The following is a 21,164-nucleotide window of genomic DNA, read 5'->3' on the forward strand; positions in this document are numbered from 1 at the left end:
GGGCCTAAGTCAGGGTGATGGATAATCCCAAGTCAGGACTGAACGCCGTCGCCGAGGCGGCCAAACAGGCGCCCGGCAAGGGGCTGCCGCCAGTCCACCTGTGGCATCCCGAGCATTGCGGCGACATCGATATCGTCATTCGGGCGAACGGTGTCTGGATGCATGAAGGCTCGCCCATCGGCCGCAAGGAATTGGTACGGCTGTTCTCGACGGTGCTGAGGAAGGACCCGGACGGCTATCACCTGGTCACGCCGGTCGAAAAGCTGAAAATCACCGTTGAGGACTTGCCGTTCCGGGCTGTCGCGATGCGGCGGGAAGGCGACGCCCTGATTTTCACCACCGATGTCGGTGATGAGGTGAGGGCCAGCGAGGCCGATCCCATCGTCGTCGAAACCGATCCGACGACGGGCGAGCCGGCGCCGCGCATCCATGTGCGCCGCGATCTGTGGGCGCGGATCGCGCGTTCGGTCTTCTATGAAATGGTCGAAATGGCCCATGAGGTCGACGGACGCCTGGTCGTTCGGTCGGGCGGCCAGATCTTCTCCTTGGGCGCGGTGACGTGAGCCTTGAGACCCTGAGGGCCCGGCTGGTCGATCGGCTGGCGCCGGTCGAGACGTGGCGGCCGGAACTGGTCGCGGCGCGGTCCGACTTCGACCTGAACCCTCAGGCGACACGGACGGCCAGGGAGCTTCGGCCGGCGGCGGTGCTGATCCCCATTGTGGCGCGGCCCGAGGGGGCGACCGTGCTGCTGACGCGGCGCGCCGACACCCTGGCGCGCCACACGGGGCAGATCGCCTTCCCTGGCGGTCGGCTTGACCCCGGCGAGACCGCGATGCAGGCGGCGCTACGTGAGGCGGACGAGGAGGTGGCGCTGGACCCGGCGTTTGTCGAGGTGCTGGGCCTGTCAGACGCCTATGAGACGGGGACCGGCTTTCTTGTCACGCCGGTGATCGGCTGGCTGCGCGAGGCGCCGGTGACGACGCCGTCGCCGGACGAGGTCGCCGAGGTGTTCGAGACGCCGTGGGACTTTCTGATGGACGCCGCCAACCATCGTCGCGACTTTTACGATCTGGATGAGGGGTTGCGGCGCTGGTTCTGGGCCATGCCTTGGGGCGAGCGCTACATCTGGGGCGTGACAGCGGGGATTCTCAAGGCGTTGCACGTGCGGCTGTATGGCGACGAGGCTGCGCCAGAGGCGGCGGCCGACGAGGATGCGGCATGAGCGTCTCTGTGAAGGGACAGCCCTGGCTGGAAAGCCAAGCGACGCGGGCGGTGATGCGGGCGCTGGAAGCGGCGGGCGGTGCGGGCTGCGCGCGGTTCGTGGGCGGCTGCGTGAGGAACAGTCTGCTGGGCCAGCCGGTCGACGACATCGACATCGCCACGCGCCTACGGCCCGAACAGACCATGGCGGCGCTGACGGCGGCCGGGTTGAAGGCCGTGCCAACGGGCGTCGAGCACGGCACGGTGACGGGCGTGTCGGAGCGGTGTCCCTATGAGATCACGACCCTGCGTCGCGATGTGGAGACAGACGGACGCCGTGCGGTGGTCGCCTTCACCGAGGACTGGGCCGAGGATGCGGCGCGGCGGGATTTCCGGCTGAACGCCCTTTACGCCGATGCGGCAGGGACGGTGTTCGATCCGACCGGCGGTGGGTTGGAGGATGCGGCGGCGGGACGCATCGTTTTCGTCGGAGAGGCGGAGACGCGCATCCGCGAGGACTACTTACGCATCCTGCGCTTCTTCCGGTTCTACGCCTGGTACGGGCGGGGTGAGCCGGACGCGATCGGACTGGCGGCGTGCGCGGCGCTGAAGGCCGGGATGGCGCAGCTGTCGGCCGAGCGGGTGTCCAAGGAGATGTTGAAACTGCTGGCGGCGCCTGACCCGCGTGCGGCGGTGCGGGCGATGGCCGAGACCGGCGTGCTGGCTCAAGTGCTGCCGCAGGCGCAGCCGCTAGCGCTGTTCGATGCGATGTGTGACCTGACCGACGATCCTGTGATGCGGCTGTCGGCCTTGGTGCCCGCAGATGCGGCAGGTGTGACGGAGATCGCGGGTGGTCTGAGATTGTCGAACGCGGTGCGAGATCGGTTGGCGGCGGCGGTCGCGGACGGGCCTGCGGTTTCGCCGACGATGAGCGACGCCGAGGCGCGAGCGGCGATCTATCGTTTGGGACGCAGGGCGTTCGAGGATCGGCTGATGCGCGCCCAGGCGGCCGGTGCGGGCGTCGGCGCGCGATTGCAGGCGCTGGCCGCCGATTGGACGCCGCCCAAGATGCCGATCGGGGGGCGCGATCTGGATCGTCTGGGCCTGAAGCCGGGGCCGAAGACAGGGCGGGTGTTGAAGGCGTTCGAGGACGGTTGGGTCGATGACGATTTCCCTGCCGAGGGGCATGAGGCGCGGCTGAAGATTCTTATCGCGGCGGCTGAGCGCGGGTGAACTCGGTGATGACGGGGCGGTGGTCGGATCCTGTCGGCTCGCCCAGGCGGCGCGTGATCAGGGCCAGATCAGGCGAGCGATAGATCTGGTCGATGGTGATGCCGGCGAAGGCGGGAATCTGGCTGGGCCAGGTGCCGGGCCAGCCGGGCGCGGGGACCAGGCCCAAGTCGGACTGGATTTGTTTGCCGATTCGAGCGCTGGAGACGCTGTTGAAGTCCCCGGCGGCGATGACGGGATGGTCTGGCGCGGCCTTCATCCGCTCGGCCAGGGCCATGACTTGGCTGATCTGACCCCACTGATATTGATAGGGCCAGGGTCGGGTCAGGTGGACGCCGAAGACGTTGATCGGGCCGATAGACGTCTGAACCGTCGCGCCCACGGCGCTGAGGCCGTCGGGGCGCTTGGGCAGGCCTTGCAGGATCGGATAGCGCGAGGCGATGATCGAGCGCGCGTGGTCGCCGGCGCGCGCCTGGCCGATCAGAACGCGGTGGGGATAGTCCGGCAGCAACTGGTCCAGCCGCGACGCCGGCGCCTGCCCCAACTCGACCAGCACCAGGATGTCGGCGTCGGCCGCCGCGATGGACCGGCGCATGGCTGCGACATCGCTGTTGAACACATACAGGTTGGCCGAATAGACCCGCACGATCGGCTGGTCGGGAACCGGCGCGCCCTTTGTCGGCGTCCATTGCGGCCAGACCGACAGGGTCAGAACCACACACGCCAGTCCACCGACGATCGAGGCCGGCCATAGGCGAAAGAGCAGACACACCACGGTCACGCCGACGGCCGCCAGCAACACCGGCGATGTAAACTGCGCCAGGATATCCACCCAGCGATGGCCGATGCCGCTGAGCGCCGCTGCGCCGAACGCCGCCAAGCCCAGCAGCAGGGCGCTCGCCGTCACATTCGCCGCCAGCTTTATCAGGGTCATTGAAGAGGTATCTCTCGGATTGAACAGGACGCCTCGCCCAGCGTTAAGGCGACGCTTTGGAGGGCGACATGGCCAAACGGTCGATCCGGGATATCGAGAACATCTGGTCCAATGTCGAGGGCGTCAAGAAACTGTCGGACCGCGTCATCGGCATCGGCCCGTTCGGCATGGGGCTGGACGCCATGCTGACCTGGGTGCCGGTCGTCGGCACGGCCTACACGGTCGGGACGGGCGGCTGGCTGATGCTTCAGGCCGTGCGGGCTAAGGCGACGCCGGCGACCCTGGCGCGCATGGGGGCCTATATGGCCATCGACACCGCCACCGGCACGGTGCCGATCGCAGGCGACATCGTCGATACCTTCTTTCCCGGACAACTGATGGCGGCGCGGGCGCTGCAAAAGCACATCGAAAGCACCCACTGGGTCGAGGACACTGAGGCCAATGCGCGCGCCACCGGCGCCCATGAGATGCATGAAGCCCGCGTGCAGAACGACAAGACGCTGAAGCGGATCATCTATCTGCACGATTGAGATGCGCTGGCTGAGGCGGCCTAGCCATCGTGTTCTCCGCAACGAATCTGTCTGAAATCAAGGACCTGAGCCAAATGACCGCCCGTCTTCCGGCCTGACGAAGGGCTGCGCCCAGACTGATCTCCACGACAACGGAGAGAAGAATGAGCGACGATTTCAGCGCGCGTCTTAACCTGCCCTATCTGGCGGCGGGGCAGATGCAGAAGCATGTGACCCTGAACTCGGCCCTGACCCGGCTGGACGCCCTGTTGCAGACGGCGGTGGTCAGTCGCACGACGGTCATCCAGCCGGCCGATGCGTCGGATGGCGATCTCTATATCCTGCCGGGAGAGGCCGAAGGCGCGGTCTGGGCCGGGCGGCCGGCCGGAACCCTGATGCGGTTCGAGGGCGGCGGCTGGACCACCGTGACGACGCCGGACGGCATGATCGCCTATGTTCTGGACGAAGGCGTCGTGGTGGTACGGGCCCGTGCGGGCTGGATTGCACTGGGGCAGCGACTGGGCGAGGTGCAGGGCCTGACGCGGCTGGGTCTCGGGACGTCCGCCGACGACGCCAATCCCCTGGCGGCCAAGATCAACGCCGCCCTGTTCACGGCGCGCGGCGAGGGGGAAGGCGGCGACGGCGATCTTCGCCTGACGCTGAACAAGGCGACGGCGGGCGATGTCCTGTCGCTGCTGTTTCAGAGCGGATACGCCGCTCGCGCAGAGTTGGGCCTGATCGGCGACGACGATCTGGGCCTCAAGGCCTGCGATGACGCTGGGACATGGCGGTCGGTGTGGCGCGTGGATCGCGCGACGGGGCGTATCGCCTTTGACCAGGGGGCGGTCCGGCGTGAGACGACGCTGTTCACCAGCGATGACGACTATGCCCTGCCGGCCTGGGCGTGCTGGGTCGAGGCGACCTGCGTGGGCGGTGGCGGCGGCGGGGGCGAAGGGCTGACGGGTCCGTCTGGTGCCCCACGCCTCGGCGGTGGCGGAGGCGGCGCCGGCGGGCTGAGCCTCGCGCGATGGTCGGCGGACGATCTGGAGGGCGTCCTGTCGGTCAAGGTCGGCGCCGGCGGGATCAGCGGCGTTTCGGGCGGCGATAGCGAGGTCGCGACAGGTGACATGGTCCTGTTACGCGCGACGGGCGGGGCCGCAGGCGGTTCTGGCGTCGGTGGAGCAGGGGGTATCGGCCAACGGCTCGCCAACTCCGGCGGCAGCTCTTCGACAAGCGCAACGGCAGCGACGGGCGCAGAAACCCTTTGCTCTCACGGACCGGGCGGAGGCGGGGCAGGGGGCGGTCTGAGCGCGGCGGATGTCGCCTATGCCGGAGGCCTGGGCGGGGTGGGCGGCTGGTCGGGCCTTCGCGCGGCCGGCGGCGTCGCGGGCGCTGCGGGACAGGTCTCGCCCAAGCCGCTGTTGTCGATCGTCGGCGGCGGCGGCGGGGGCGGCGACGCATCAGCGAGCGGCGCGGGCGGTCCCGGCGGCTCGGGCGCGCTGTTCGGGGCCGGGGGCGGGGGAGGCGGCGCGGGCCTGACCCTCGGCGGCCAGGGCGGATCGGGCGCTTCGGGCGCGGTTTTGATCACGGTCGTCGGATGAGCCGGCGCGGATATCCGGTTGAGCCGGTCGAAGTGCTGGAAGCCGAAGCGTGGGAAGCGCCCGACAGCCTCAGCGACGGGGAATGGCGCGCCCAGTCCGGCTGGGACGGCCGCTGCGCCATCGAAACCTATGACGAGGAGGACGAACGATGACCCGACACAGGCAGGGGGCGATTCCCTTGGCGGAGGGGCGGTGGCTGTTCCGTCGGCTCTATGTCTTCGCCGTCAGTGCGGGACTGTGGGTGCTGTTGATGCGCACGGTCGGGCGGACGCCGGCTGAGATGCTGCCCAGGATCACGGACGGGCTGATGGGCCTGCTGGCCCTGATCCTGGTGCTCTATCTGGTGGCGCCGACCGCTCAGCAGTTGATCACCCTGATCGCCACCGCAAGGCTGCGGATCAGCGGAGGTCGACCATGAGCTTTCGTCTGTCCAGCCGGTCGCGGGCACGGCTCGTCGGCGTGCATCCGGCCCTGAGTGCGGTGGTCGAGGCGGCGATCGCGCGCACGCCGGTGGATTTCATGATCACCGAGGGACTGCGCTCGGCCGAACGTCAGGCCGCCCTGGTCAAGGCGGGCGCCAGCCGCACGACGCGCTCGCGCCATCTGACGGGCCATGCCGTCGATGTCGCCGCCCTGGTCGAAGGGCAGGTGCGATGGGACTGGCCGCTGTATGGCCGGATCGCCGAGGCGTTCAAGGCGGCGGCGCTCGACCTGAAGACGCCTCTGATCTGGGGCGGCGACTGGAAGACGCTGCGGGACGGTCCGCATTTCGAGCTGGATCGAAAGGCTTTTCCATGAGCGCCGGATCGATACTGCGGGCGGTGACGCCGCTCGGCTGGCTGGTGGTGGGTGCGACAGCGTTGGCGCTGGGGGTCGTCCTGCTGGGCGGGCTCGGCTTTCGCTGGGATCCGCTGAACTTGGAGCACAAGCGTCTGGCGGCCGCGCGCACTCAGGCGCGGGATGCGACTGCCGTGGCGGCGGCGCAGGCCGACGCCCGACGCATCGAAACCGAAGGCGCCGCGGCTCAGGCCCAGCGCGTCGATCACTATCACCACATGACGGGGGCGGCGGACCGGGCGACCACGGCCGCTGTCGCCCAGGCCAGGAGCGCCGACGATGCCGATCAACCCTTGGAGAACCGCCGCGCTGATCGCCTGCGCGACCATGACGGCGAACTGTGCCGCGTCGCCCCCGATCTCGACGGTTGCGCCGGCGCGACTGGTCTTGCCGGAGGCGGCGACACGGCCGTGCGCGCTGGCGACCCTGCCGGCTGAACCGACGGCCGGCGATCTGGACGCAGCCTATCTGCTGCGTGGCGCCCAGATCGTGGCTTGCGACGGGGCGCGGCGGCTGGCGGTCGAGACCCTGTTGGCCGAACGCGCGATGCACGACGCGCAGGTGCCACGCCGCGACTGACGCCCTGCAAAAACGACTCGGCAACTTCTGCCGCCTGGTGTGCAAGCTTGCCGGGTCGTTTCGCAAAACGTCGAGATAAGTTCAATGAAATCAGCGTCGGCGTCTGGCTGGCGGCATATTTTGGACTGGCCCCGCCCTTGCTCTCCTGAAGACCGAGCAAAACGCTCCTGACGCTAAAATGGCGTCGGACATCACACGAAGTGAACAGGAAAGCCAAAATGGCTACGAGCATCAATACGAACTACGGCGCCGCTGTCGCGCTGCAAAACCTCAATGCGACCAACGCTATGTTGGAGCGCACGCAAAACCGTGTCTCGACGGGCCTGAAGGTGGGCTCGGCCAAGGACAACGGCGCGATCTACGCCATCGCGACGACCCAGCGCGCCAACATGGGCGCCATGGATGCGGTTCGGAATTCACTCCAGCGCGGACAGTCGATCGTCGATGTGGCTCTGGCCGCCGGCGACACCATCACCGCCGCACTGGAAGAGATGAAGTCGCTGGCCGTCAGCATTCAGTCCTCGGTCGCCGGCTCGGCCGCCGAAACGTCTTATCTGGCCGATTTCAACGCCTTGGGTAAGGAAATCGACGCGGCGCTGAAGGGCGCGACCTTCGACGGCGTCAACCTGTGGAACACCACCACGGCCACCAACATCACCACCAACGTCAGCGGCGGAACCTATCAGATCGGTTTCGGAACGACCGACAAGGCGGCCGCCGCCCCGATTACGGCGGTCTCGGCCGGCACCGCCGCCCGCGCCGGCGCCACGACCGCCATCGTCGATGCGGCAATCACCGAGATCACCGCTGACCTGGCCACGATCGGCACCCAGTCCAAGTCGGTCGGGCGTCAACTGACCTTCGTGAACAAGCTGCAGGACTCGACCGAAGCCGGCATCGGCAACCTGGTCGACGCCGATCTGGCCAAGGAAAGCGCCAAGCTGACCGCCCTGCAAACCAAGCAACAGCTGGGCGTGCAGGCGCTGTCGATCGCCAACCAGGGCAGCTCGATCCTCCTGAGCCTCTTCCGCAACTAAGCCCTTGCGGCTGAATGCTTCGCCTTCCGCCGTGTGGTGACCCGGCATAGGCGCAGACCAACTCGACGCGCGCTCGGCAAATCTTGCCTGGTGCGCCGACCAGCCCGGCAAAAGCTGCCGGGCCGGAAGGAGGGTAAATCAAAGGTAAATCAGTAAAATCAGTTAGTTGTAGGATTTTGCTCGGATCAGAAATGGCCCGGCAATTGCTTCTTACTCACCGAGCAAAAAGCTCCCGGCGGCAAAACGACGCCGGAAATCACTGAAGTGAACAAGGAGGGCCAGAAATGCCCAGCATCAATACGAACTACGGCGCCGCAGTCGCCCTGCAGAGCCTGAACAAGACCAACGCCCAGCTGGAAACCACCCAAAACCGGATCAGCACCGGCATGAAGGTGTCTTCGGCCAAGGACAATGGCGCGATCTTCGCCATCGCCACCCAGCAGCGCGCCAACGCCGCCTCGCAAGACGCGACGCGCAACTCGCTGCAACGCAGCCAATCGATCACCGACGTGGCCCTGGCCGCCGGCGACACCATCACCTCCGCCCTGGAAGAGATGAAGTCGCTCGCTGTCAGCATCCAGTCGTCGGTCGCCGGTTCGGATGCTGAGACGGCCTATCTGAAAGACTTCAACGCCTTGGGCGCGGAAATCGCCACCGCGATCTCTGGCGCTTCGTTCGACGGCGCCAACAGCCTGACGACGCCTCTGGGCGTCGCCTCGGTGACGGGCCTGACGGGCGGCTCCGTCGCTCGTGCGGGCGCCACGACGGCTGCGGTCGACGCCGGCATCGCGACGGTCACGTCGTCGCTGGCGACGCTGGGCACCCAGTCCAAGTCGCTGGGCCGCCAGATCACCTTCGTCAACAAGCTGCAAGATGCGATGGAAGCCGGTGTCGGCAACCTGGTCGATGCAGACCTGGCCAAGGAAAGCGCCAAGCTGACCGCCCTGCAAACCAAGCAGCAGCTGGGCGTGCAGGCGCTGTCGATCGCCAACCAGGGCAGCTCGATCCTGCTGAGCCTGTTCCGCTAAGGCCCACGGCCCGATCGCTGAGGCGGTCGGGCCAAGGCCGCATCTGATCGGTCGTCGGTTCCCGGCGCCCGGACCTGAGCAAAATGCTCACCCCGGCAAAACGCCAGGGGATCTCACGAAGTGAACAAGGAGGGCCAGAAATGCCCAGCATCAATACGAACTACGGCGCCGCAGTCGCCCTGCAGAGCCTGAACAAGACCAGCGCCCAGCTGGAGACGACCCAGAACCGGATCAGCACCGGCCTGAAAGTCTCCTCGGCCAAGGACAATGGCGCGATCTTCGCCATCGCCACACAACAGCGCGCCAACGCCGCCTCTCAAGACGCGGTTCGCAACTCGCTGCAACGCGGTCAGTCCATCGTCGATGTGGCGCTGGCGGCCGGCGACACCATCACCTCCGCCCTGGAAGAGATGAAGTCGCTCGCGGTCAACATCGCCTCGTCCACGGGTTCGGCGAAGACGGCATACGAGGCCGACTTCACTGCCCTGGGCAAGGAAATCAACGACGCGATCGCCGGCGCCAGCTTCGACGGGGTCAACCTGTTGAACACGGCTGCAGGCACGACCACCGACGTCCAGACGGGTTCGGGCACCTATCGCCTGGGCACCGCCACGGCGGTCAGCGCGAACACCCAACTGGCGATGTTCACGGCGGCGACGCCGACCGTCGCCAACTACACCACCGCGAACGTCGATCTGGCGATCGCGGGCGTGACCAGCACCCTGGCCACCCTGGGCACCCAGTCCAAGTCGGTCGGGCGTCAGATCACCTTCGTCAACAAGCTTCAGGACGCGATGGAAGCTGGCGTGGGCAATCTGGTGGACGCTGATCTGGCCAAGGAAAGCGCACGACTGACCGCCCTGCAAACCAAGCAACAGCTGGGCGTGCAGGCGCTGTCGATCGCCAACCAGGGCAGCTCGATACTGCTGAGCCTCTTCCGCTAAGGCCCGGAGACCTCGCCGTCCCGGCGGCGGGGTCGTGGCCTTGAACCCCGAGCAAAACGCTCACCCCGGCAAAACGCCGGGGCTCTCACGAAGTGAAAAGGAGGGCTAGAAATGCCCAGCATCAATACGAACTACGGCGCCGCAGTCGCTCTGCAGAGCCTGAACAAGACCAGCCAACAGCTGGACACGACCCAAAACCGGATCAGCACCGGGATGAAGGTGTCGTCGGCGAAGGACAACGGTGCGATCTTCGCGATCGCCACGTCGCAACGCGCTAACGCCGCCTCGCAGGACGCCGTTCGCGCCGGCCTGCAACGCACCCAGTCGATCACCGACGTGGCTCTGGCCGCCGGCGATTCCGTCACTTCCGCCCTGGAAGAGATGAAGTCGCTCGCCGTCAACATCGCCTCGTCGACCGGCTCGGCGCAGACGGCCTATCTGGCCGACTACAACGCCTTGGGTCTGGAAGTCGCCTCGGCCATCTCCGGCGCGACCTTCGATGGCGTGAACAGCCTGACGGCACTGGGTTCGAACGCGGCGATCACCGCCGTGAACACCGGCAGCGTCACGGCCGCTAACGCCACCGCGGCGAACGTCGACGCCGCCATCTCGGCGACGACGAGCGCCCTGGCCACCTTGGGCACCCAGTCCAAGTCGCTGGGCCGTCAGATCACCTTCGTCAACAAGCTTCAGGACGCTCTTGAAGCCGGCGTGGGCAATCTGGTGGACGCCGATCTGGCCAAGGAAAGCGCCAAGCTGACCGCCCTGCAAACCAAGCAACAGCTGGGCGTGCAGGCGTTGTCGATCGCCAACCAGGGCAGCTCGATCCTGCTGGGCCTGTTCCGCTAAGACGCGCGGCCGGAGCGGTTTCGCGACCGCTCCGGCTGATCGTTTGTTTCTCTAGAGGGCGTGGGACGACCTGCGCGTGGAGCCATGACAGACAATGTCGCGAGATCAGTAAGCGTACCTCAGATCCCTCCCGTCAGTCCGGTCGCCATCCAGCCTGCAACGCCGGCCCCGGCAGCCAGGAACGACAACCACGACGCCAGCCGCTTTCGACTGACCATCGAGGCCGTGGGCGACAACCGCTTCGTCTATAAGGTCTTGGACCGGGTGACGGGGGAGGTGATCCGCCAGTTGCCGCGCGAGGATGTCGAAAAACTGAACAGCGACCCGACCTATCGCGGCGGTCGGCTGGTCGATACCGCCGTCTGAAGACGGGCGAGAGCTAAAATTTTTTAACGCCGCCGGCTTGCCGGACGGCGCAATCATGGTTTCCGGCGCGTTAACCATGTGATTACGACTCATGGTTAATCCTGTAGCCCACAGAACGTCCGGGGGCTTGAAGCCATGACCACCAGCATCCACACCAACACCTCGGCGATGATCGCCCTGCAGAATCTGAACCGCACCAACGACCAGTTGGCGGCGACGCAGAGCCGGGTGAACACGGGGCTGAAGGTTCAGGGCGCGCGCGACAACGCCGCGGTCTGGGCGGTCGCGCAAGGTCAACGCGCCGACCGGGGATCGCTCGAAGCCGTCACCACCAGCCTGAACCGCGCGACATCTATCGCCGACGTTTCGCTGGCGGCCGGCGAGCAGATATCGGACATCCTGCTGGAGTTAAAGCAGAAGGCGACCGCAGCGGCGGACCCGAGCGCCAGCGCCGCCACCCGCACGTCCTACAATGATGAGTTTCAGGCGCTGCTGAGCTCGATCGATTCGTTCGCCAACAACGCCATCTTCGACGGCGCCAACATTCTGGACGGTTCGGCGACGACGACGCTGAACTTCCTGGCCAGCGCCGACGGCGCCGAGACCATCGCGCTGGATCGTCAGAACCTGACCGTCGCTGGCCTGTCGCTGACCGGCACGACCCTGACCAGCCAGGCCAACGCCACGACGGCCCTGGCCGCCGTCAACGCCGCCATCACCACCAGCAGCGCGCGTCTAGCCGAACTGGGCGCCCAGTCCAAGCAGATCGAACGCCACACCACCTATGTCGGCAAGCTGTCGGATGCGCTGGAAGCCGGCATCGGCAATCTGGTGGATGCGGATCTGGCCAAGGAAAGCGCCCGTCTACAGGCCCTGCAGGTCCAGCAGCAGCTTGGCGTTCAGGCCCTGTCGATCGCCAACCAGGCGCCGCAGGTGATCCTGTCGCTGTTCAAGGGCTGATCCGACAGCTTAACAGTTCCTTATCGACGCCCGCCGCACGATAGGGTCGGAGCCGTCTGAATGATCAACAACAGCTATCTGCTGGGTCTTTTCGGAACGACGACGGGGACGTCGTCGTCAGGCGCCACCACGACCGCCAGCGCGGCCGTTAAAACCAAGAAGACCCAACCGACGGCCCCCTGGTCGTCCACGGCGACGCCCGCGAAGGCCAGCGATCTGGTCCGTGCGGCGCTCGGCGGTCGCCGCCTGATCGACGAGGGCAATGTCAGCCTGGATCTGGCCGGCGCCTCCACCGACTACCGCAAGATGTTCGCCCTCTATCAGGGCCTGAACACGCTGGGCGCCCTGGCCGACCGTGCGGGCATCAAGGGGCTGAGCGCGTCGGAAGCCGCCTTGGTGTCCAAGCGGTTCGGTGAAGGCCTGGCCGAACTGTCGACCTATCTCAGCACCGCCAGTTTCGAAGACATGCGGCTGGTGCAGGGTGTGGCTCAGACCTCGGTCAAGAGCACCTATGCGCTGGAACGGGCGCCGACCAGTTTCGTCACCGCCCCCATCCACGACGGCGACCCCACCGCCTCGGTCAAGGCCTTCGAGGGCGACGTGAAGTTCTCCGTAACCGTCAAGACGGCGGCCGGGGAGCAGGCGATCGCCATGGACCTGTCTGAGATGGGTGCGACTGATCGGTCGTTGGCCAATGTCACCGCCTATATGAACGGCAAGCTGGAGGACGCGGGCGTCGCGACGCGAATCAGCGCTCAGTTGATTCCCGCCGAGCCGAAGACGGTCAAGAGCGGAACCAAGACCATCACCCTGCCGGCCGGACCGGATCAGTGGGCGTTGAAGGTCAATGGCGGGACCGGCGAGGCCATCAGCTTCCGGGCCGTCGACACCTCCGACGCCGTCTATGTGACGCAAGGGGTCGGAAAGACCGGCACGGCGGGCCAACTGCTGAAGTTCCAGGCCGACGGCGGCGCGGCGCCGGCCGCCCGGCAGGGCGTCGACGATCCGTTCTGGGTCGAGGGCAGGGTGGGGCACGCTGACCTGCCCGACGGGGTCGCCGCGGTTAAGGCCAGCGCCGTGGCCCCGGACGGTTCCGTCTGGGTCGTCGCCGAACTGACGGCGGGCGACGCCAGTCAACCGATCAAGGGTGCGCGCGATGTCGCCCTGATGAAATACGATTCCGCCGGCAATCTGATGCAGACCAAGTTGCTCGGCGCCGCCTCCAGCGCCAACGGCTTCTCCATCGCCATCGACGATGACGGCCGGGTCGCCCTGGCCGGATCGGTGACCGGGGCGCTGGAACCCGGCAAGAGCGGCGACAACGCGTCCGTGGCCGACAGTTTCGTCTCGGTGTTCGACAGTTCGGGCCAGGAGTTGTGGACCCAGCGGCGCGGCGCCAAGGCGGCCGATGAGGCGACCGAGGTCCGCTTCGGCGCCGACGGCATGGTCTATGTCGCCGGCCGGTCGAAATCGGCCATGCCGGGCAATGCGGCCCTGGGCGGCTGGGATTCCTATCTTCAGGCCTTCCAGGAAAAGCCGATCAAGATCAACGGCCCGGACGTGGGCGTGAACGTCGCGACCATGCAGTTCGGCACCAGCGGCGACGATTCCGTTCAGGCCATGACGGTGTCAGGAAACGACCTCTATACGGCCGGCGTCGAGAACGGGAAGGCGGTCGTGCGCCGCTTCACCCTAGACGCCGACGGCGTGCCGAGCCTGGCTTCGACGCGTGACCTTGGCTACGCCAGCGGCGCGATCGCCGGCATATCGGTCGAAAACGGCAAGGTGGTGGTGACCGGCCATACCGAAAACACCGCCCTCGATATCGCGACGGTGACCAACGCCCATGCCGGCGGCAGCGACGTCTTCATCGCCACCTTGTCGGCCGACCTTCAGGCCTCGGGAAGCGACCAACTGACCTATTTCGGCGGGGCGGGTGCGGACACCGCCGCCGACGTCGCCATCAAGGACGGCAAGGTCTGGATCACCGGCACGAACCGGGCGGAAGGCGCGGGCAAGGACGATCCGACGTCCGGCTATCTGGCCCAGATCGACCTTGCGAGCGGAGCGGTCCAATCCAATCGGACCTGGCGAGCGGATGGCGACCAGGCCAAGCCGACCAGTTTGAGCGTCGCGGCAAACGGCGCCAGCGTGCTCGATCGCCTCGGTCTGCCGCAAGGTCAGATCATGCAGGCCGACTCCAAGCTGCTGACTGTCGCGACGTCGGCGCGGGTCGGGGATCAGTTCTCGATATCGCCCGCGAGCGGCGGCCGCGCCGTGACGGTGACGATCGACGCCAAGGACACGTTGGAAAGCTTGGCCAAGAAGATCAATTCCGCCTCTAGCCGTCAGCTGGAAGCCAAGGTCATCACCGACCTGAAGGCCAAACCCATTGTCCAGCGCCTGGAAATCAAGACGGCGGCCAACAAGGACGGCGCCGTCATCTCCGCTGGGGCGATCGGCAAGGACGCCCTGGGCGCGCTGGGTCTGACGCCCGGCTTCGTCGGTCCGATGAAGCCGGACAAGGACGCGATCAAGACCTATGGGCTGAACCTGTCGAACAAGCTGAACCTGAACGATCCCGCCTCGATAAAGGCGGCCATCGAATCGCTAGCCCAGGCGATGACGGCGGTCCGGTCTTCCTATCGCGCCCTCGCGCCATCGACCGGCGGCATAACCAACACCCAGACCGGCAACGGCTCCTCGACCGCCTACCAGCAGACGCAGCTGGCCAACTATCAGGCTGCGCTGAGCCGCCTGACGGCCTGATGGCGGTCGGGACCGGTCAAGGCGGTTGACGCCCGAGGCCGGGTCGGAGTTATTGACCTCCTCATCCGCGAAAGCCCGCCCATGGCCCTTCCGAAAGACAACCGCGTCATCCTGTTGGTCGGCGCCGGCGTGGTGATCGTCATCGCCGTCGTGCTCGCCCTGATCTTTACGGGCGGCGGCGACAAGACGACGGAAGCGCCGCCGGCGTCCAAGGGCGGTCTGGTGGTCAACCTGGCCGAGGCGCCCACGCTGGAACCGACGCGGGAACTGCGCTGCTTCGTCGATGGCCAGTTCGTCGGCATGGCGACCCTGGCGGTCTGCGCCCAGCGCAACGGTCTGGCGACGGACGCCCTGGACGTGGGTCTGGACGCGACCGGCGCCCTGGCCGCCGCGCCGACCGCGGCCTTCGCGCCGCCGCCCGAACTGCCTGCGGTCGAAATGGCCGAGACCCCGCCGCCAGCGGTTTTGGAACCGAAACCCACACCTCGTCCGACACCCGTGGTCAGCGGCAGCCCCTGCCTGCGCCACACCGGCTCGGACTGGCGCACCCTGTCGCCGAACATGAGCCTGAACGCCTGCGTCCAGGCGCTTTACGCCGGAACCTGCGTCGGGCCGGGCGACGCCCAATACGGCCGCTGGGGCGATACGACCCTGCGTCTGGTCCCGCGCCGGGTGGAACAGTCAAATGACAACAACCGTTTCAGGACCCTGGCCGAGCAGGATCGCAACTGCCAATTCACGGGAATGAACTGATGCGTTTCGTCGCCCTCGCCGCCATCGCCGGGGCTGCTCTGCTGGGCGCCTGCTCAAACGAACCCAAGTACGAGTTCGCGGAGGGCGCCTGCTACTTCGTCGCGACGCCGGACAATGCGCCGCCTCGTTTGCAGAAGATCGCCGACGACCAGCCCCAGCTCGAACAATGCGCCGCGCGGCTGGAGGAGATGCGCCTTCGCTTCCTGCGCATGGGAGGATCGAACCAGGAAATCGCCGGCGCCTATCAGGGCCGCTTCATCTTCGTTGACCGCGAAGGAGTCAAGATCGGCAAGAGCCTGAACGGCAGTCGCTTCTTCGCCATGGCCCGCACAGGCGACGGTCGTCTGGCCATCCCCGGCGCCATCCAGCGCGACGAGACGGGCCGTCCCATCGCCATCGCAGCCGACCCTGCCGCCAAGTAGGGCTTGCGCGTCTGGAACGAAAGTGGAACATTCGGTTAATGCTTATCCACTGATTTAGCGGGTTTGCTGTCGAAAGGGCTGGCGATGAGCTGTCGCCCCGGTCAGACATCGGACTGAATTGACGGGGTGGGCGAAGTCGTCGCCGCCTCACACGAGAAGGAAGTTTCCATGGCGGGCAGCGTCAACAAGGTCATTCTGGTCGGCAACCTGGGTCGAGATCCCGAAATCCGCTCCATGCCCAACGGCGACCGCATCGCCAACCTGTCCATCGCCACCTCGGAAACCTGGCGCGACAAGTCTTCGGGCGAGCGCAAGGAAAAGACCGAGTGGCACCGGGTCGTCATCTTCAACGACAACATCGTCAAGGTGGTTGAGAACTATGTGAAGAAGGGCTCGACCGTCTACATCGAGGGCGCGCTCCAGACCCGCAAATGGACCGACCAGCAGGGCGTCGAAAAATATTCGACCGAGATCGTCGTCAGCCGCTTCAAGGGTGAACTGACCATGCTTGGCGGCCGTTCGGAAGGCGGCTCATCGGGCGGCGGTTACGGCGGCGGCGGTGGTCGCGGCGATGACGACTATTCCTCGGGCTTCTCCACCGGCGGCGCCAACAAGCCGAGCGGCCCCAAGGAAAGCTACGATCTGAACGACGACATCCCGTTCTGAGGTCAGACCATTGGGGCGGGGGCCTTACAGCTATCGTGAGGATCCTGCCGTTCCGGCCTTTCCGGACGACCGGCCTCTGGTTCTGTTCGACGGCGATTGCGCGCTGTGCTCCGGTTCGGCGCGCAAGATCCTGAAGCATGACAGGGCAGGGAGGATCCGGCTCGCGCCGACGCAGTCGCCCCTGGGTCGGGCGCTTCTCGTCCACTACAGCGTCGATCCCGACGATCCCTATACGATGCTGTTGATCCAAGACGGCGTTGCGCGAAAGCGGTCCGACGGCGTTCTGGGCATCGCCGCCCTGCTGCCGCCGCCCTATCGACTGGCCGTCGTTGGGCGGATCGTGCCGCGGATCCTCCGCGACACCCTCTATGACTTTATCGCGCGCCGCCGCCGCCGGTTTCCCGGCGCGGCCTGGTGCGCCATGCCGCCAAAAGGCGTTGATCTGACGGACCGGGTGCTGGAATGAGTGGACGCGTGCTGGTGCTGGGGGCCAACGGCTTCATCGGTTCGCACGTGGCGGCGGCCCTGTCGTCGGCTGGCTGGTCCGTTCGCGCCGGGGCGCGCCGCATCATCGAACCCGCCCGTCGCGCGCCGACGTTCGACTGGGTCGTCGCCGACTTCGCCAAGCTGACGACACCCCAGGCCTGGGCGCCTCTGCTGGTTGGCGTGGAGGCGGTGGTGAACTGCGTCGGCGTGCTTCAGAATGGCGCGGACGACAGCACGCGCGCCGCCCATGTCGACGGCCCGCGCGCCTTGATCGCGGCGTGCGAGGCGGCGGGCGTGCGGCGGCTGGTGCATATCTCCGCCGTCGGCGCGGACGACGGGGCCGGCACCGACTACGCTCGCACAAAGGCCGAGACCGAGCGGATGATCGAGGCCAGCGGGCTGGATTGGCTGATCCTGCGGCCGTCGCTGGTGGTGGACCGCGCGGCGTTCGGCGGCACGGGTCTTATCCGTGCGCTGGCGGCGTTTCCGCTGTTCAGCCCGGTCGTGGGCGGTGACCAGATTTTCCGCCCGATCCCGCTGGGCGACCTGTCGGCCGCCGTCGTCGCGGCGCTGAAGCCTGCCGCGCCGTCGCATCGGACGCTTGATATGCCGGGGCCGGAGCCGGTGACGATGGTCGAGACGGTGCGCCTGTATCGCGGTTGGATGGGGTTGAGCCCGGCACGGGTGATCCGCGTTCCGCGTGTCCTGGCTGCGCCGGCCCTGGCGATCGGCGACCTGCTGGGGCGGCTGGGCTGGTCCTCGCCGATCCGCACGACGGCGATCAAACAGATGGATCACGACGTGTCCGGCCGCGACAGCGGCTGGGCGCAGGCGCTTGGCGTCCCGTCGCGCGGCTTCACTCGTTTCCTAGCCGAGACACCGGCCTCCGTTCAGGATGTCTGGCATGCGCGCCTCTGGTTCGTGCGGCCGATCTCCATCGTGACCTTGGGCCTGTTCTGGCTGATCACCGGCCTGATCAGCTTCGGCCCGGGTTGGGACCGCGCGGTCGCCATCCTGCATGAGGGCGGTTACGGCCGTATGGCCGGCCCCATCGCATGGTGGGGCGCGCTGCTGGACGTGGTGCTGGGGCTGATGCTGTTCGTGCGGCCGTGGACGGCGCGGGTGGCGATCTTCATGTGTCTAGCCACCGTCGGCTATCTGATCGCCGGCACTCTCAGCCTGCCGCACTTCTGGATCGATCCGTTGGGGCCATGGCTCAAGGTCCTGCCGATGATGGCCCTTTGCCTGTTCGTTGCGGCGACGGACGCGCGTCGATGACCGCCTATGTGCTGCTCAAGATCGTTCACATCCTGTCGGGCGCGGTGCTGTTCGGCACAGGCGCAGGCATCGCCTTCTTCATGCTGCGCGCCCACGCGACCAAGGACGCCAGGACCGTCGCCGAGGTCGGCCGCATCGTCGTTCTGGCTGATTTCGTCTTCACCGCGACCGCCGTGGTGATCCAGCCAATCAGCGGCCTGGGCCTGATCCATCTGCAGGGCTGGTCGCTGACCAGTCCATGGCTGCTGGCCGCCTACGGGCTTTATGTCCTGATCGGCGTCTGCTGGTTGCCGGTCGTGTGGATCCAGTACCGGATGATGAAGCTGGCCGAACGGGCGGCAGGGGAGGGCGCCGCCCTGCCATCCGCCTATCATCGGCTGTTCCGCTGGTGGTTCGCCTTGGGCTGGCCCGCCTTCGCCGGAGTCCTGGCCATCTACTGGCTGATGGTCGCCAAGCCGGATTTCTGAGCGGAAACCTGAGGTCATTCAAAGTGAGCCGACGCGGCAGCCGCGCCGTGCCATAGGGCGGTCATGACCGACGTTCGTTCCGAAGTTGCGCCTGCGCCCGCGCCCCTATCCAAGAGGCCTCACGCCCTGACAGGGCTAGAGATCGCCGCCATCGTGGCGATCATCGTCGTGTGGGGCGTCAACAACGCCGGGGCCAAGCTGGCGACGCAGGACTTGTCGCCGCTGCTGGTCGGCGCCATCCGGTTCGGCATCGCCACCGCCTGTCTGATCGCTTTCGTGCGGCCGCCGTTTCCGGACTGGAAGAGCCTGATGCTGATCGTCATCATCGGCGGGCCGATCCAGTACGGCCTGGCCTACACCGCCTACTGGCTGGCGACGGACGTCAGCCCTGTTACGGTGGCCAACCAGTTGTGGATCCCCTTCACCACCCTGTTCGCCTTTCTGATCCTGGGCGAGCGGCTGTCCAAGGCGGCCTTGGTCGGCATGGGCGTGGCCTTCGTCGGCGTGGCCTGGATGACGCTGGACGCCCATGCGCTGCAGGACTGGAAGGCCATTCTGGTCGCCATCGCAGCCGGCGCCGCCTGGGGCGTGACCACAGTGGTGGCGCGTCGCACCAACTCGATCCCGCCGCTGAAGATGCAGGGTCTGCTGGCGCTGGGCGCCTTTCCCGTCATGGCCTTCGGCTCGGCGGTGTTCGAGCATGGCCAGTGGGAGGCGGTGAAGCGCGCCACGCCCATGGTCTGGGCCTCGTTGCTGTGGGCGGGCGTCGTGTCGTCCGTGCTGGCGACGACCCTGCTGTTCTGGCTGGTGCAGCGGCGCGAGGCGGGGCGGGTGACGCCCTATCTGCTGGTCACGCCCGTGGTGTCGATGTTCATCGGCTGGAGCTTCATGGGCGACATCCTGACGCCGCAGATTCTGACGGGGTCGGCCATCACCATGGGAGGGGTCGCCCTCGTGGCCCTGGCCGAACGGGGCTTGCGCGCTGGGGCCGCCAAGGCTTGATCTGTTCCTGATCGTTTCAGGAGCCCGCCATGCATCACGCCCCCCTCGACGCCGACCACGTGTCCCGCCGCTGGCTGGGCAAGGCGAAGCACGATCTTCCGGCGAACGAAGCCGTCGTCGTTCAGAGCACCGCCGATCGTCGCCCCGTTTCCGAAGACATCAACGAGACCTTCGACGACCGCCAAACCTTTGGCGAGCGGCTGGCCGATCGGGTGGCGGCTTTCGGTGGTTCGTGGCCCTTCATCATCGCGTTCGGCGTCTTCCTGGCGATCTGGACCGGGCTGAACCTGCTGCTGCGCAAGGACGCCTTCGACCCCTATCCCTTCATCTTCCTGAACCTGGTCTTGTCGATGCTGGCGGCGATCCAGGCGCCGGTCATCATGATGAGCCAGAACCGCCAGGCGTCAAAGGATCGGCTGGACGCGGGCAATGACTATCAGGTCAATCTGAAGGCCGAGATTGAGATCATGGCCCTGCTGGAAAAGGTCGAACACCTGACCGCCCGACAGGAGGAGCAGACCGAAATGATCCGCCGTCTTCTCGCACAAAAAGAGACCCGCTGAACGCTGTCCAGCGGGCCATCTTCCGTTTCGGAAAAAGACTTAGCTTGCGCTGAGCGCCGCGCAGGCCACCCGGTCGCCTGCGCCGCCGATGGGCTGGGTCGAATGGTCGTCGGGGTTGGCGTGGATGATGATGGCCGAGCCGTCGGCGTCCCACAGCCATTGGCCGGGGCCTTCGGACGAGATCCGGGCGCGGGTCGTGAACAGCTCGGCGTTCACCTTGCCGTCCGCACCGGCCCAGACGTTGGGAAGGTCGCCGTCGTCCGGCCCGGCGGCGTTCAGCAGACCGTGCGGAGCCTTGGGCTCGCCGTGGTTGATGTGGGCGCCGGACGAGGTGAAGGGCGCGGCGCATTCGCCGGTCGCATGGATGTGAATGCCGTGCCAGCCGGGCGTCAGGCCCGAAGCCTCGATCTTCATCAGCAGGCCGGTCGGTCCCTGACGCAGGTCGACGCGACCGATATTGGCGCCGGAGGCGTTGATCAGAACGGCCTGTCCCGTCGCGCCGACGGGCGCGCGTTCGACGGTCGCCTGGGGCGCGTTTCCGGTCGCGGCGCAGGCGGTTGTCAGGGCCAAGGGGGAGGCGAGGAGAAGGGCGGCGGCGAGGCGGGTGGCGCGCATGTCGAAAGTCCTTTCAGAGACGGGCTTTCACGGCGACGTCGCTTTGCCACCGAGGCCCTGGAATGCTAG

The 21,164-nt window shown here is 66.9% G+C and carries 27 protein-coding genes; 25 read left to right on the top strand and 2 right to left on the bottom strand.

The features are described from left to right. Positions 1 to 17 precede the first annotated feature (17 nt). From QRN13_RS13440 to QRN13_RS13450, 3 genes are read left to right on the top strand one after another with little or no spacing between them, the layout of a single operon-like run. Entirely contained in the window at positions 18 to 563 is a 546-nt protein-coding gene (locus QRN13_RS13440; protein ID WP_284878298.1) for a DUF1285 domain-containing protein, read from the top strand. Beyond that, complete coding sequence (locus tag QRN13_RS13445) at positions 560 to 1,222, top strand: CoA pyrophosphatase (RefSeq protein ID WP_284878300.1); 663 nt, start codon at positions 560 to 562, stop codon at positions 1,220 to 1,222. The genes QRN13_RS13440 and QRN13_RS13445 overlap by 4 nt, the downstream gene beginning before the upstream one ends. Next, positions 1,219 to 2,433: a CCA tRNA nucleotidyltransferase gene (locus QRN13_RS13450; protein ID WP_284878301.1), complete on the top strand. Its 1,215-nt coding sequence runs from the start codon at positions 1,219 to 1,221 to the stop codon at positions 2,431 to 2,433. The genes QRN13_RS13445 and QRN13_RS13450 overlap by 4 nt, the downstream gene beginning before the upstream one ends. On the opposite strand, the gene QRN13_RS13455 is transcribed toward QRN13_RS13450, so the two are convergent. Continuing rightward, positions 2,408 to 3,364, bottom strand: coding sequence for an endonuclease/exonuclease/phosphatase family protein (locus QRN13_RS13455; protein WP_284878302.1), 957 nt, complete (start codon positions 3,362 to 3,364; stop codon positions 2,408 to 2,410). The genes QRN13_RS13450 and QRN13_RS13455 overlap by 26 nt on opposite strands. 68 nt (positions 3,365 to 3,432) lie before the next feature. On the opposite strand from QRN13_RS13455, the gene QRN13_RS13460 reads away from it, so the two are divergent. From QRN13_RS13460 to QRN13_RS13565, 22 genes are all read left to right on the top strand, one after another. Further along, entirely contained in the window at positions 3,433 to 3,894 is a 462-nt protein-coding gene (locus tag QRN13_RS13460; protein ID WP_284878303.1) for a DUF4112 domain-containing protein, read from the top strand. Between the two features lie 143 nt (positions 3,895 to 4,037). Continuing rightward, complete coding sequence (locus tag QRN13_RS13465; RefSeq protein ID WP_284878304.1) at positions 4,038 to 5,474, top strand: DUF2793 domain-containing protein; 1,437 nt, start codon at positions 4,038 to 4,040, stop codon at positions 5,472 to 5,474. After that, positions 5,471 to 5,626 carry a hypothetical protein gene (locus QRN13_RS13470; protein ID WP_284878305.1) on the top strand — a complete coding sequence of 52 codons (156 nt, stop codon included), beginning with the start codon at positions 5,471 to 5,473 and terminating at the stop codon, positions 5,624 to 5,626. The genes QRN13_RS13465 and QRN13_RS13470 overlap by 4 nt, the downstream gene beginning before the upstream one ends. After that, the gene (locus QRN13_RS13475; RefSeq protein WP_284878306.1) at positions 5,623 to 5,892 is read left to right on the top strand and encodes a hypothetical protein; all 270 of its coding nucleotides are present in this window, start codon (positions 5,623 to 5,625) and stop codon (positions 5,890 to 5,892) included. Before QRN13_RS13470 ends, QRN13_RS13475 begins: the two co-directional genes overlap by 4 nt. Then, complete coding sequence (locus QRN13_RS13480) at positions 5,889 to 6,272, top strand: M15 family metallopeptidase (RefSeq protein ID WP_284878307.1); 384 nt, start codon at positions 5,889 to 5,891, stop codon at positions 6,270 to 6,272. The genes QRN13_RS13475 and QRN13_RS13480 overlap by 4 nt, the downstream gene beginning before the upstream one ends. After that, positions 6,269 to 6,748 (top strand): hypothetical protein, encoded by a 480-nt coding sequence (locus QRN13_RS13485; protein WP_284878308.1) that lies wholly within the window; start codon positions 6,269 to 6,271, stop codon positions 6,746 to 6,748. Before QRN13_RS13480 ends, QRN13_RS13485 begins: the two co-directional genes overlap by 4 nt. Then, positions 6,699 to 6,890, top strand: a complete 192-nt coding sequence (locus tag QRN13_RS13490; RefSeq protein WP_284878309.1) for a hypothetical protein — start codon at positions 6,699 to 6,701, stop codon at positions 6,888 to 6,890. Before QRN13_RS13485 ends, QRN13_RS13490 begins: the two co-directional genes overlap by 50 nt. Before the next feature lie 218 nt (positions 6,891 to 7,108). Continuing rightward, a complete protein-coding gene (locus QRN13_RS13495; RefSeq protein ID WP_055808061.1) occupies positions 7,109 to 7,927 on the top strand; it encodes a flagellin in 819 nt (272 codons plus the stop codon). A gap of 284 nt (positions 7,928 to 8,211) precedes the next feature. After that, a complete protein-coding gene (locus tag QRN13_RS13500; RefSeq protein WP_055753191.1) occupies positions 8,212 to 8,955 on the top strand; it encodes a flagellin in 744 nt (247 codons plus the stop codon). Between the two features lie 140 nt (positions 8,956 to 9,095). Beyond that, positions 9,096 to 9,899 carry a flagellin gene (locus tag QRN13_RS13505; protein ID WP_055753192.1) on the top strand — a complete coding sequence of 268 codons (804 nt, stop codon included), beginning with the start codon at positions 9,096 to 9,098 and terminating at the stop codon, positions 9,897 to 9,899. Positions 9,900 to 10,010: 111 nt separating this feature from the next. Further along, on the top strand, positions 10,011 to 10,748 hold the full coding sequence (locus QRN13_RS13510; protein WP_055753193.1) for a flagellin: 738 nt from the start codon (positions 10,011 to 10,013) through the stop codon (positions 10,746 to 10,748). 84 nt (positions 10,749 to 10,832) lie between these two features. After that, positions 10,833 to 11,114: a FlaG family protein gene (locus tag QRN13_RS13515; protein WP_153923249.1), complete on the top strand. Its 282-nt coding sequence runs from the start codon at positions 10,833 to 10,835 to the stop codon at positions 11,112 to 11,114. 135 nt (positions 11,115 to 11,249) lie between these two features. Further along, positions 11,250 to 12,074, top strand: coding sequence for a flagellin (locus QRN13_RS13520; RefSeq protein ID WP_284878310.1), 825 nt, complete (start codon positions 11,250 to 11,252; stop codon positions 12,072 to 12,074). Between the two features lie 60 nt (positions 12,075 to 12,134). Continuing rightward, positions 12,135 to 14,843, top strand: coding sequence for a transcriptional regulator (locus QRN13_RS13525; RefSeq protein WP_284878311.1), 2,709 nt, complete (start codon positions 12,135 to 12,137; stop codon positions 14,841 to 14,843). Positions 14,844 to 14,924: 81 nt separating this feature from the next. Beyond that, entirely contained in the window at positions 14,925 to 15,596 is a 672-nt protein-coding gene (locus QRN13_RS13530; protein WP_284878312.1) for a hypothetical protein, read from the top strand. Beyond that, positions 15,596 to 16,018 (top strand): hypothetical protein, encoded by a 423-nt coding sequence (locus QRN13_RS13535; RefSeq protein ID WP_284878313.1) that lies wholly within the window; start codon positions 15,596 to 15,598, stop codon positions 16,016 to 16,018. The genes QRN13_RS13530 and QRN13_RS13535 overlap by 1 nt, the downstream gene beginning before the upstream one ends. Positions 16,019 to 16,186: 168 nt before the next feature. After that, positions 16,187 to 16,684, top strand: coding sequence for a single-stranded DNA-binding protein (gene ssb, locus QRN13_RS13540; protein ID WP_017504124.1), 498 nt, complete (start codon positions 16,187 to 16,189; stop codon positions 16,682 to 16,684). 10 nt (positions 16,685 to 16,694) lie between these two features. Then, positions 16,695 to 17,150 carry a thiol-disulfide oxidoreductase DCC family protein gene (locus tag QRN13_RS13545; protein WP_284878314.1) on the top strand — a complete coding sequence of 152 codons (456 nt, stop codon included), beginning with the start codon at positions 16,695 to 16,697 and terminating at the stop codon, positions 17,148 to 17,150. After that, positions 17,147 to 18,448: an SDR family oxidoreductase gene (locus QRN13_RS13550; protein ID WP_284878315.1), complete on the top strand. Its 1,302-nt coding sequence runs from the start codon at positions 17,147 to 17,149 to the stop codon at positions 18,446 to 18,448. The genes QRN13_RS13545 and QRN13_RS13550 overlap by 4 nt, the downstream gene beginning before the upstream one ends. Beyond that, positions 18,445 to 18,915 carry a DUF2269 family protein gene (locus QRN13_RS13555; protein ID WP_284878316.1) on the top strand — a complete coding sequence of 157 codons (471 nt, stop codon included), beginning with the start codon at positions 18,445 to 18,447 and terminating at the stop codon, positions 18,913 to 18,915. The genes QRN13_RS13550 and QRN13_RS13555 overlap by 4 nt, the downstream gene beginning before the upstream one ends. 63 nt (positions 18,916 to 18,978) lie before the next feature. Next, the gene (locus tag QRN13_RS13560) at positions 18,979 to 19,917 is read left to right on the top strand and encodes a DMT family transporter (RefSeq protein WP_284878317.1); all 939 of its coding nucleotides are present in this window, start codon (positions 18,979 to 18,981) and stop codon (positions 19,915 to 19,917) included. Positions 19,918 to 19,946: 29 nt separating this feature from the next. Next, positions 19,947 to 20,480, top strand: a complete 534-nt coding sequence (locus tag QRN13_RS13565) for a DUF1003 domain-containing protein (protein WP_284878318.1) — start codon at positions 19,947 to 19,949, stop codon at positions 20,478 to 20,480. Positions 20,481 to 20,519: 39 nt separating this feature from the next. Here QRN13_RS13565 and QRN13_RS13570 read toward each other — a convergent pair whose 3' ends face one another. Next, positions 20,520 to 21,095: a superoxide dismutase family protein gene (locus tag QRN13_RS13570; protein WP_284878320.1), complete on the bottom strand. Its 576-nt coding sequence runs from the start codon at positions 21,093 to 21,095 to the stop codon at positions 20,520 to 20,522. Between the last annotated feature and the right edge of the window lie 69 nt (positions 21,096 to 21,164).

The organism is Brevundimonas sp. MEB006b, from assembly GCF_030209705.1.
Taxonomy (GTDB): domain Bacteria; phylum Pseudomonadota; class Alphaproteobacteria; order Caulobacterales; family Caulobacteraceae; genus Brevundimonas.

Excerpts from the sequence above, each read along its gene's own strand:
- QRN13_RS13440 (WP_284878298.1), top strand. The coding sequence starts at position 18 with ATGGATAATCCCAAGTCAGGACTGAACGCCGTCGCCGAGGCGGCCAAA.
- QRN13_RS13450 (WP_284878301.1), top strand. The coding sequence starts at position 1,219 with ATGAGCGTCTCTGTGAAGGGACAGCCCTGGCTGGAAAGCCAAGCGACG.
- QRN13_RS13455 (WP_284878302.1), bottom strand. The coding sequence starts at position 3,364 with ATGACCCTGATAAAGCTGGCGGCGAATGTGACGGCGAGCGCCCTGCTG.
- QRN13_RS13460 (WP_284878303.1), top strand. The coding sequence starts at position 3,433 with ATGGCCAAACGGTCGATCCGGGATATCGAGAACATCTGGTCCAATGTC.
- QRN13_RS13465 (WP_284878304.1), top strand. The coding sequence starts at position 4,038 with ATGAGCGACGATTTCAGCGCGCGTCTTAACCTGCCCTATCTGGCGGCG.
- QRN13_RS13470 (WP_284878305.1), top strand. The coding sequence starts at position 5,471 with ATGAGCCGGCGCGGATATCCGGTTGAGCCGGTCGAAGTGCTGGAAGCC.
- QRN13_RS13475 (WP_284878306.1), top strand. The coding sequence starts at position 5,623 with ATGACCCGACACAGGCAGGGGGCGATTCCCTTGGCGGAGGGGCGGTGG.
- QRN13_RS13480 (WP_284878307.1), top strand. The coding sequence starts at position 5,889 with ATGAGCTTTCGTCTGTCCAGCCGGTCGCGGGCACGGCTCGTCGGCGTG.
- QRN13_RS13485 (WP_284878308.1), top strand. The coding sequence starts at position 6,269 with ATGAGCGCCGGATCGATACTGCGGGCGGTGACGCCGCTCGGCTGGCTG.
- QRN13_RS13495 (WP_055808061.1), top strand. The coding sequence starts at position 7,109 with ATGGCTACGAGCATCAATACGAACTACGGCGCCGCTGTCGCGCTGCAA.
- QRN13_RS13500 (WP_055753191.1), top strand. The coding sequence starts at position 8,212 with ATGCCCAGCATCAATACGAACTACGGCGCCGCAGTCGCCCTGCAGAGC.
- QRN13_RS13505 (WP_055753192.1), top strand. The coding sequence starts at position 9,096 with ATGCCCAGCATCAATACGAACTACGGCGCCGCAGTCGCCCTGCAGAGC.
- QRN13_RS13510 (WP_055753193.1), top strand. The coding sequence starts at position 10,011 with ATGCCCAGCATCAATACGAACTACGGCGCCGCAGTCGCTCTGCAGAGC.
- QRN13_RS13515 (WP_153923249.1), top strand. The coding sequence starts at position 10,833 with ATGACAGACAATGTCGCGAGATCAGTAAGCGTACCTCAGATCCCTCCC.
- QRN13_RS13520 (WP_284878310.1), top strand. The coding sequence starts at position 11,250 with ATGACCACCAGCATCCACACCAACACCTCGGCGATGATCGCCCTGCAG.
- QRN13_RS13525 (WP_284878311.1), top strand. The coding sequence starts at position 12,135 with ATGATCAACAACAGCTATCTGCTGGGTCTTTTCGGAACGACGACGGGG.
- QRN13_RS13530 (WP_284878312.1), top strand. The coding sequence starts at position 14,925 with ATGGCCCTTCCGAAAGACAACCGCGTCATCCTGTTGGTCGGCGCCGGC.
- QRN13_RS13535 (WP_284878313.1), top strand. The coding sequence starts at position 15,596 with ATGCGTTTCGTCGCCCTCGCCGCCATCGCCGGGGCTGCTCTGCTGGGC.
- ssb (WP_017504124.1), top strand. The coding sequence starts at position 16,187 with ATGGCGGGCAGCGTCAACAAGGTCATTCTGGTCGGCAACCTGGGTCGA.
- QRN13_RS13550 (WP_284878315.1), top strand. The coding sequence starts at position 17,147 with ATGAGTGGACGCGTGCTGGTGCTGGGGGCCAACGGCTTCATCGGTTCG.
- QRN13_RS13555 (WP_284878316.1), top strand. The coding sequence starts at position 18,445 with ATGACCGCCTATGTGCTGCTCAAGATCGTTCACATCCTGTCGGGCGCG.
- QRN13_RS13560 (WP_284878317.1), top strand. The coding sequence starts at position 18,979 with ATGACCGACGTTCGTTCCGAAGTTGCGCCTGCGCCCGCGCCCCTATCC.
- QRN13_RS13565 (WP_284878318.1), top strand. The coding sequence starts at position 19,947 with ATGCATCACGCCCCCCTCGACGCCGACCACGTGTCCCGCCGCTGGCTG.
- QRN13_RS13570 (WP_284878320.1), bottom strand. The coding sequence starts at position 21,095 with ATGCGCGCCACCCGCCTCGCCGCCGCCCTTCTCCTCGCCTCCCCCTTG.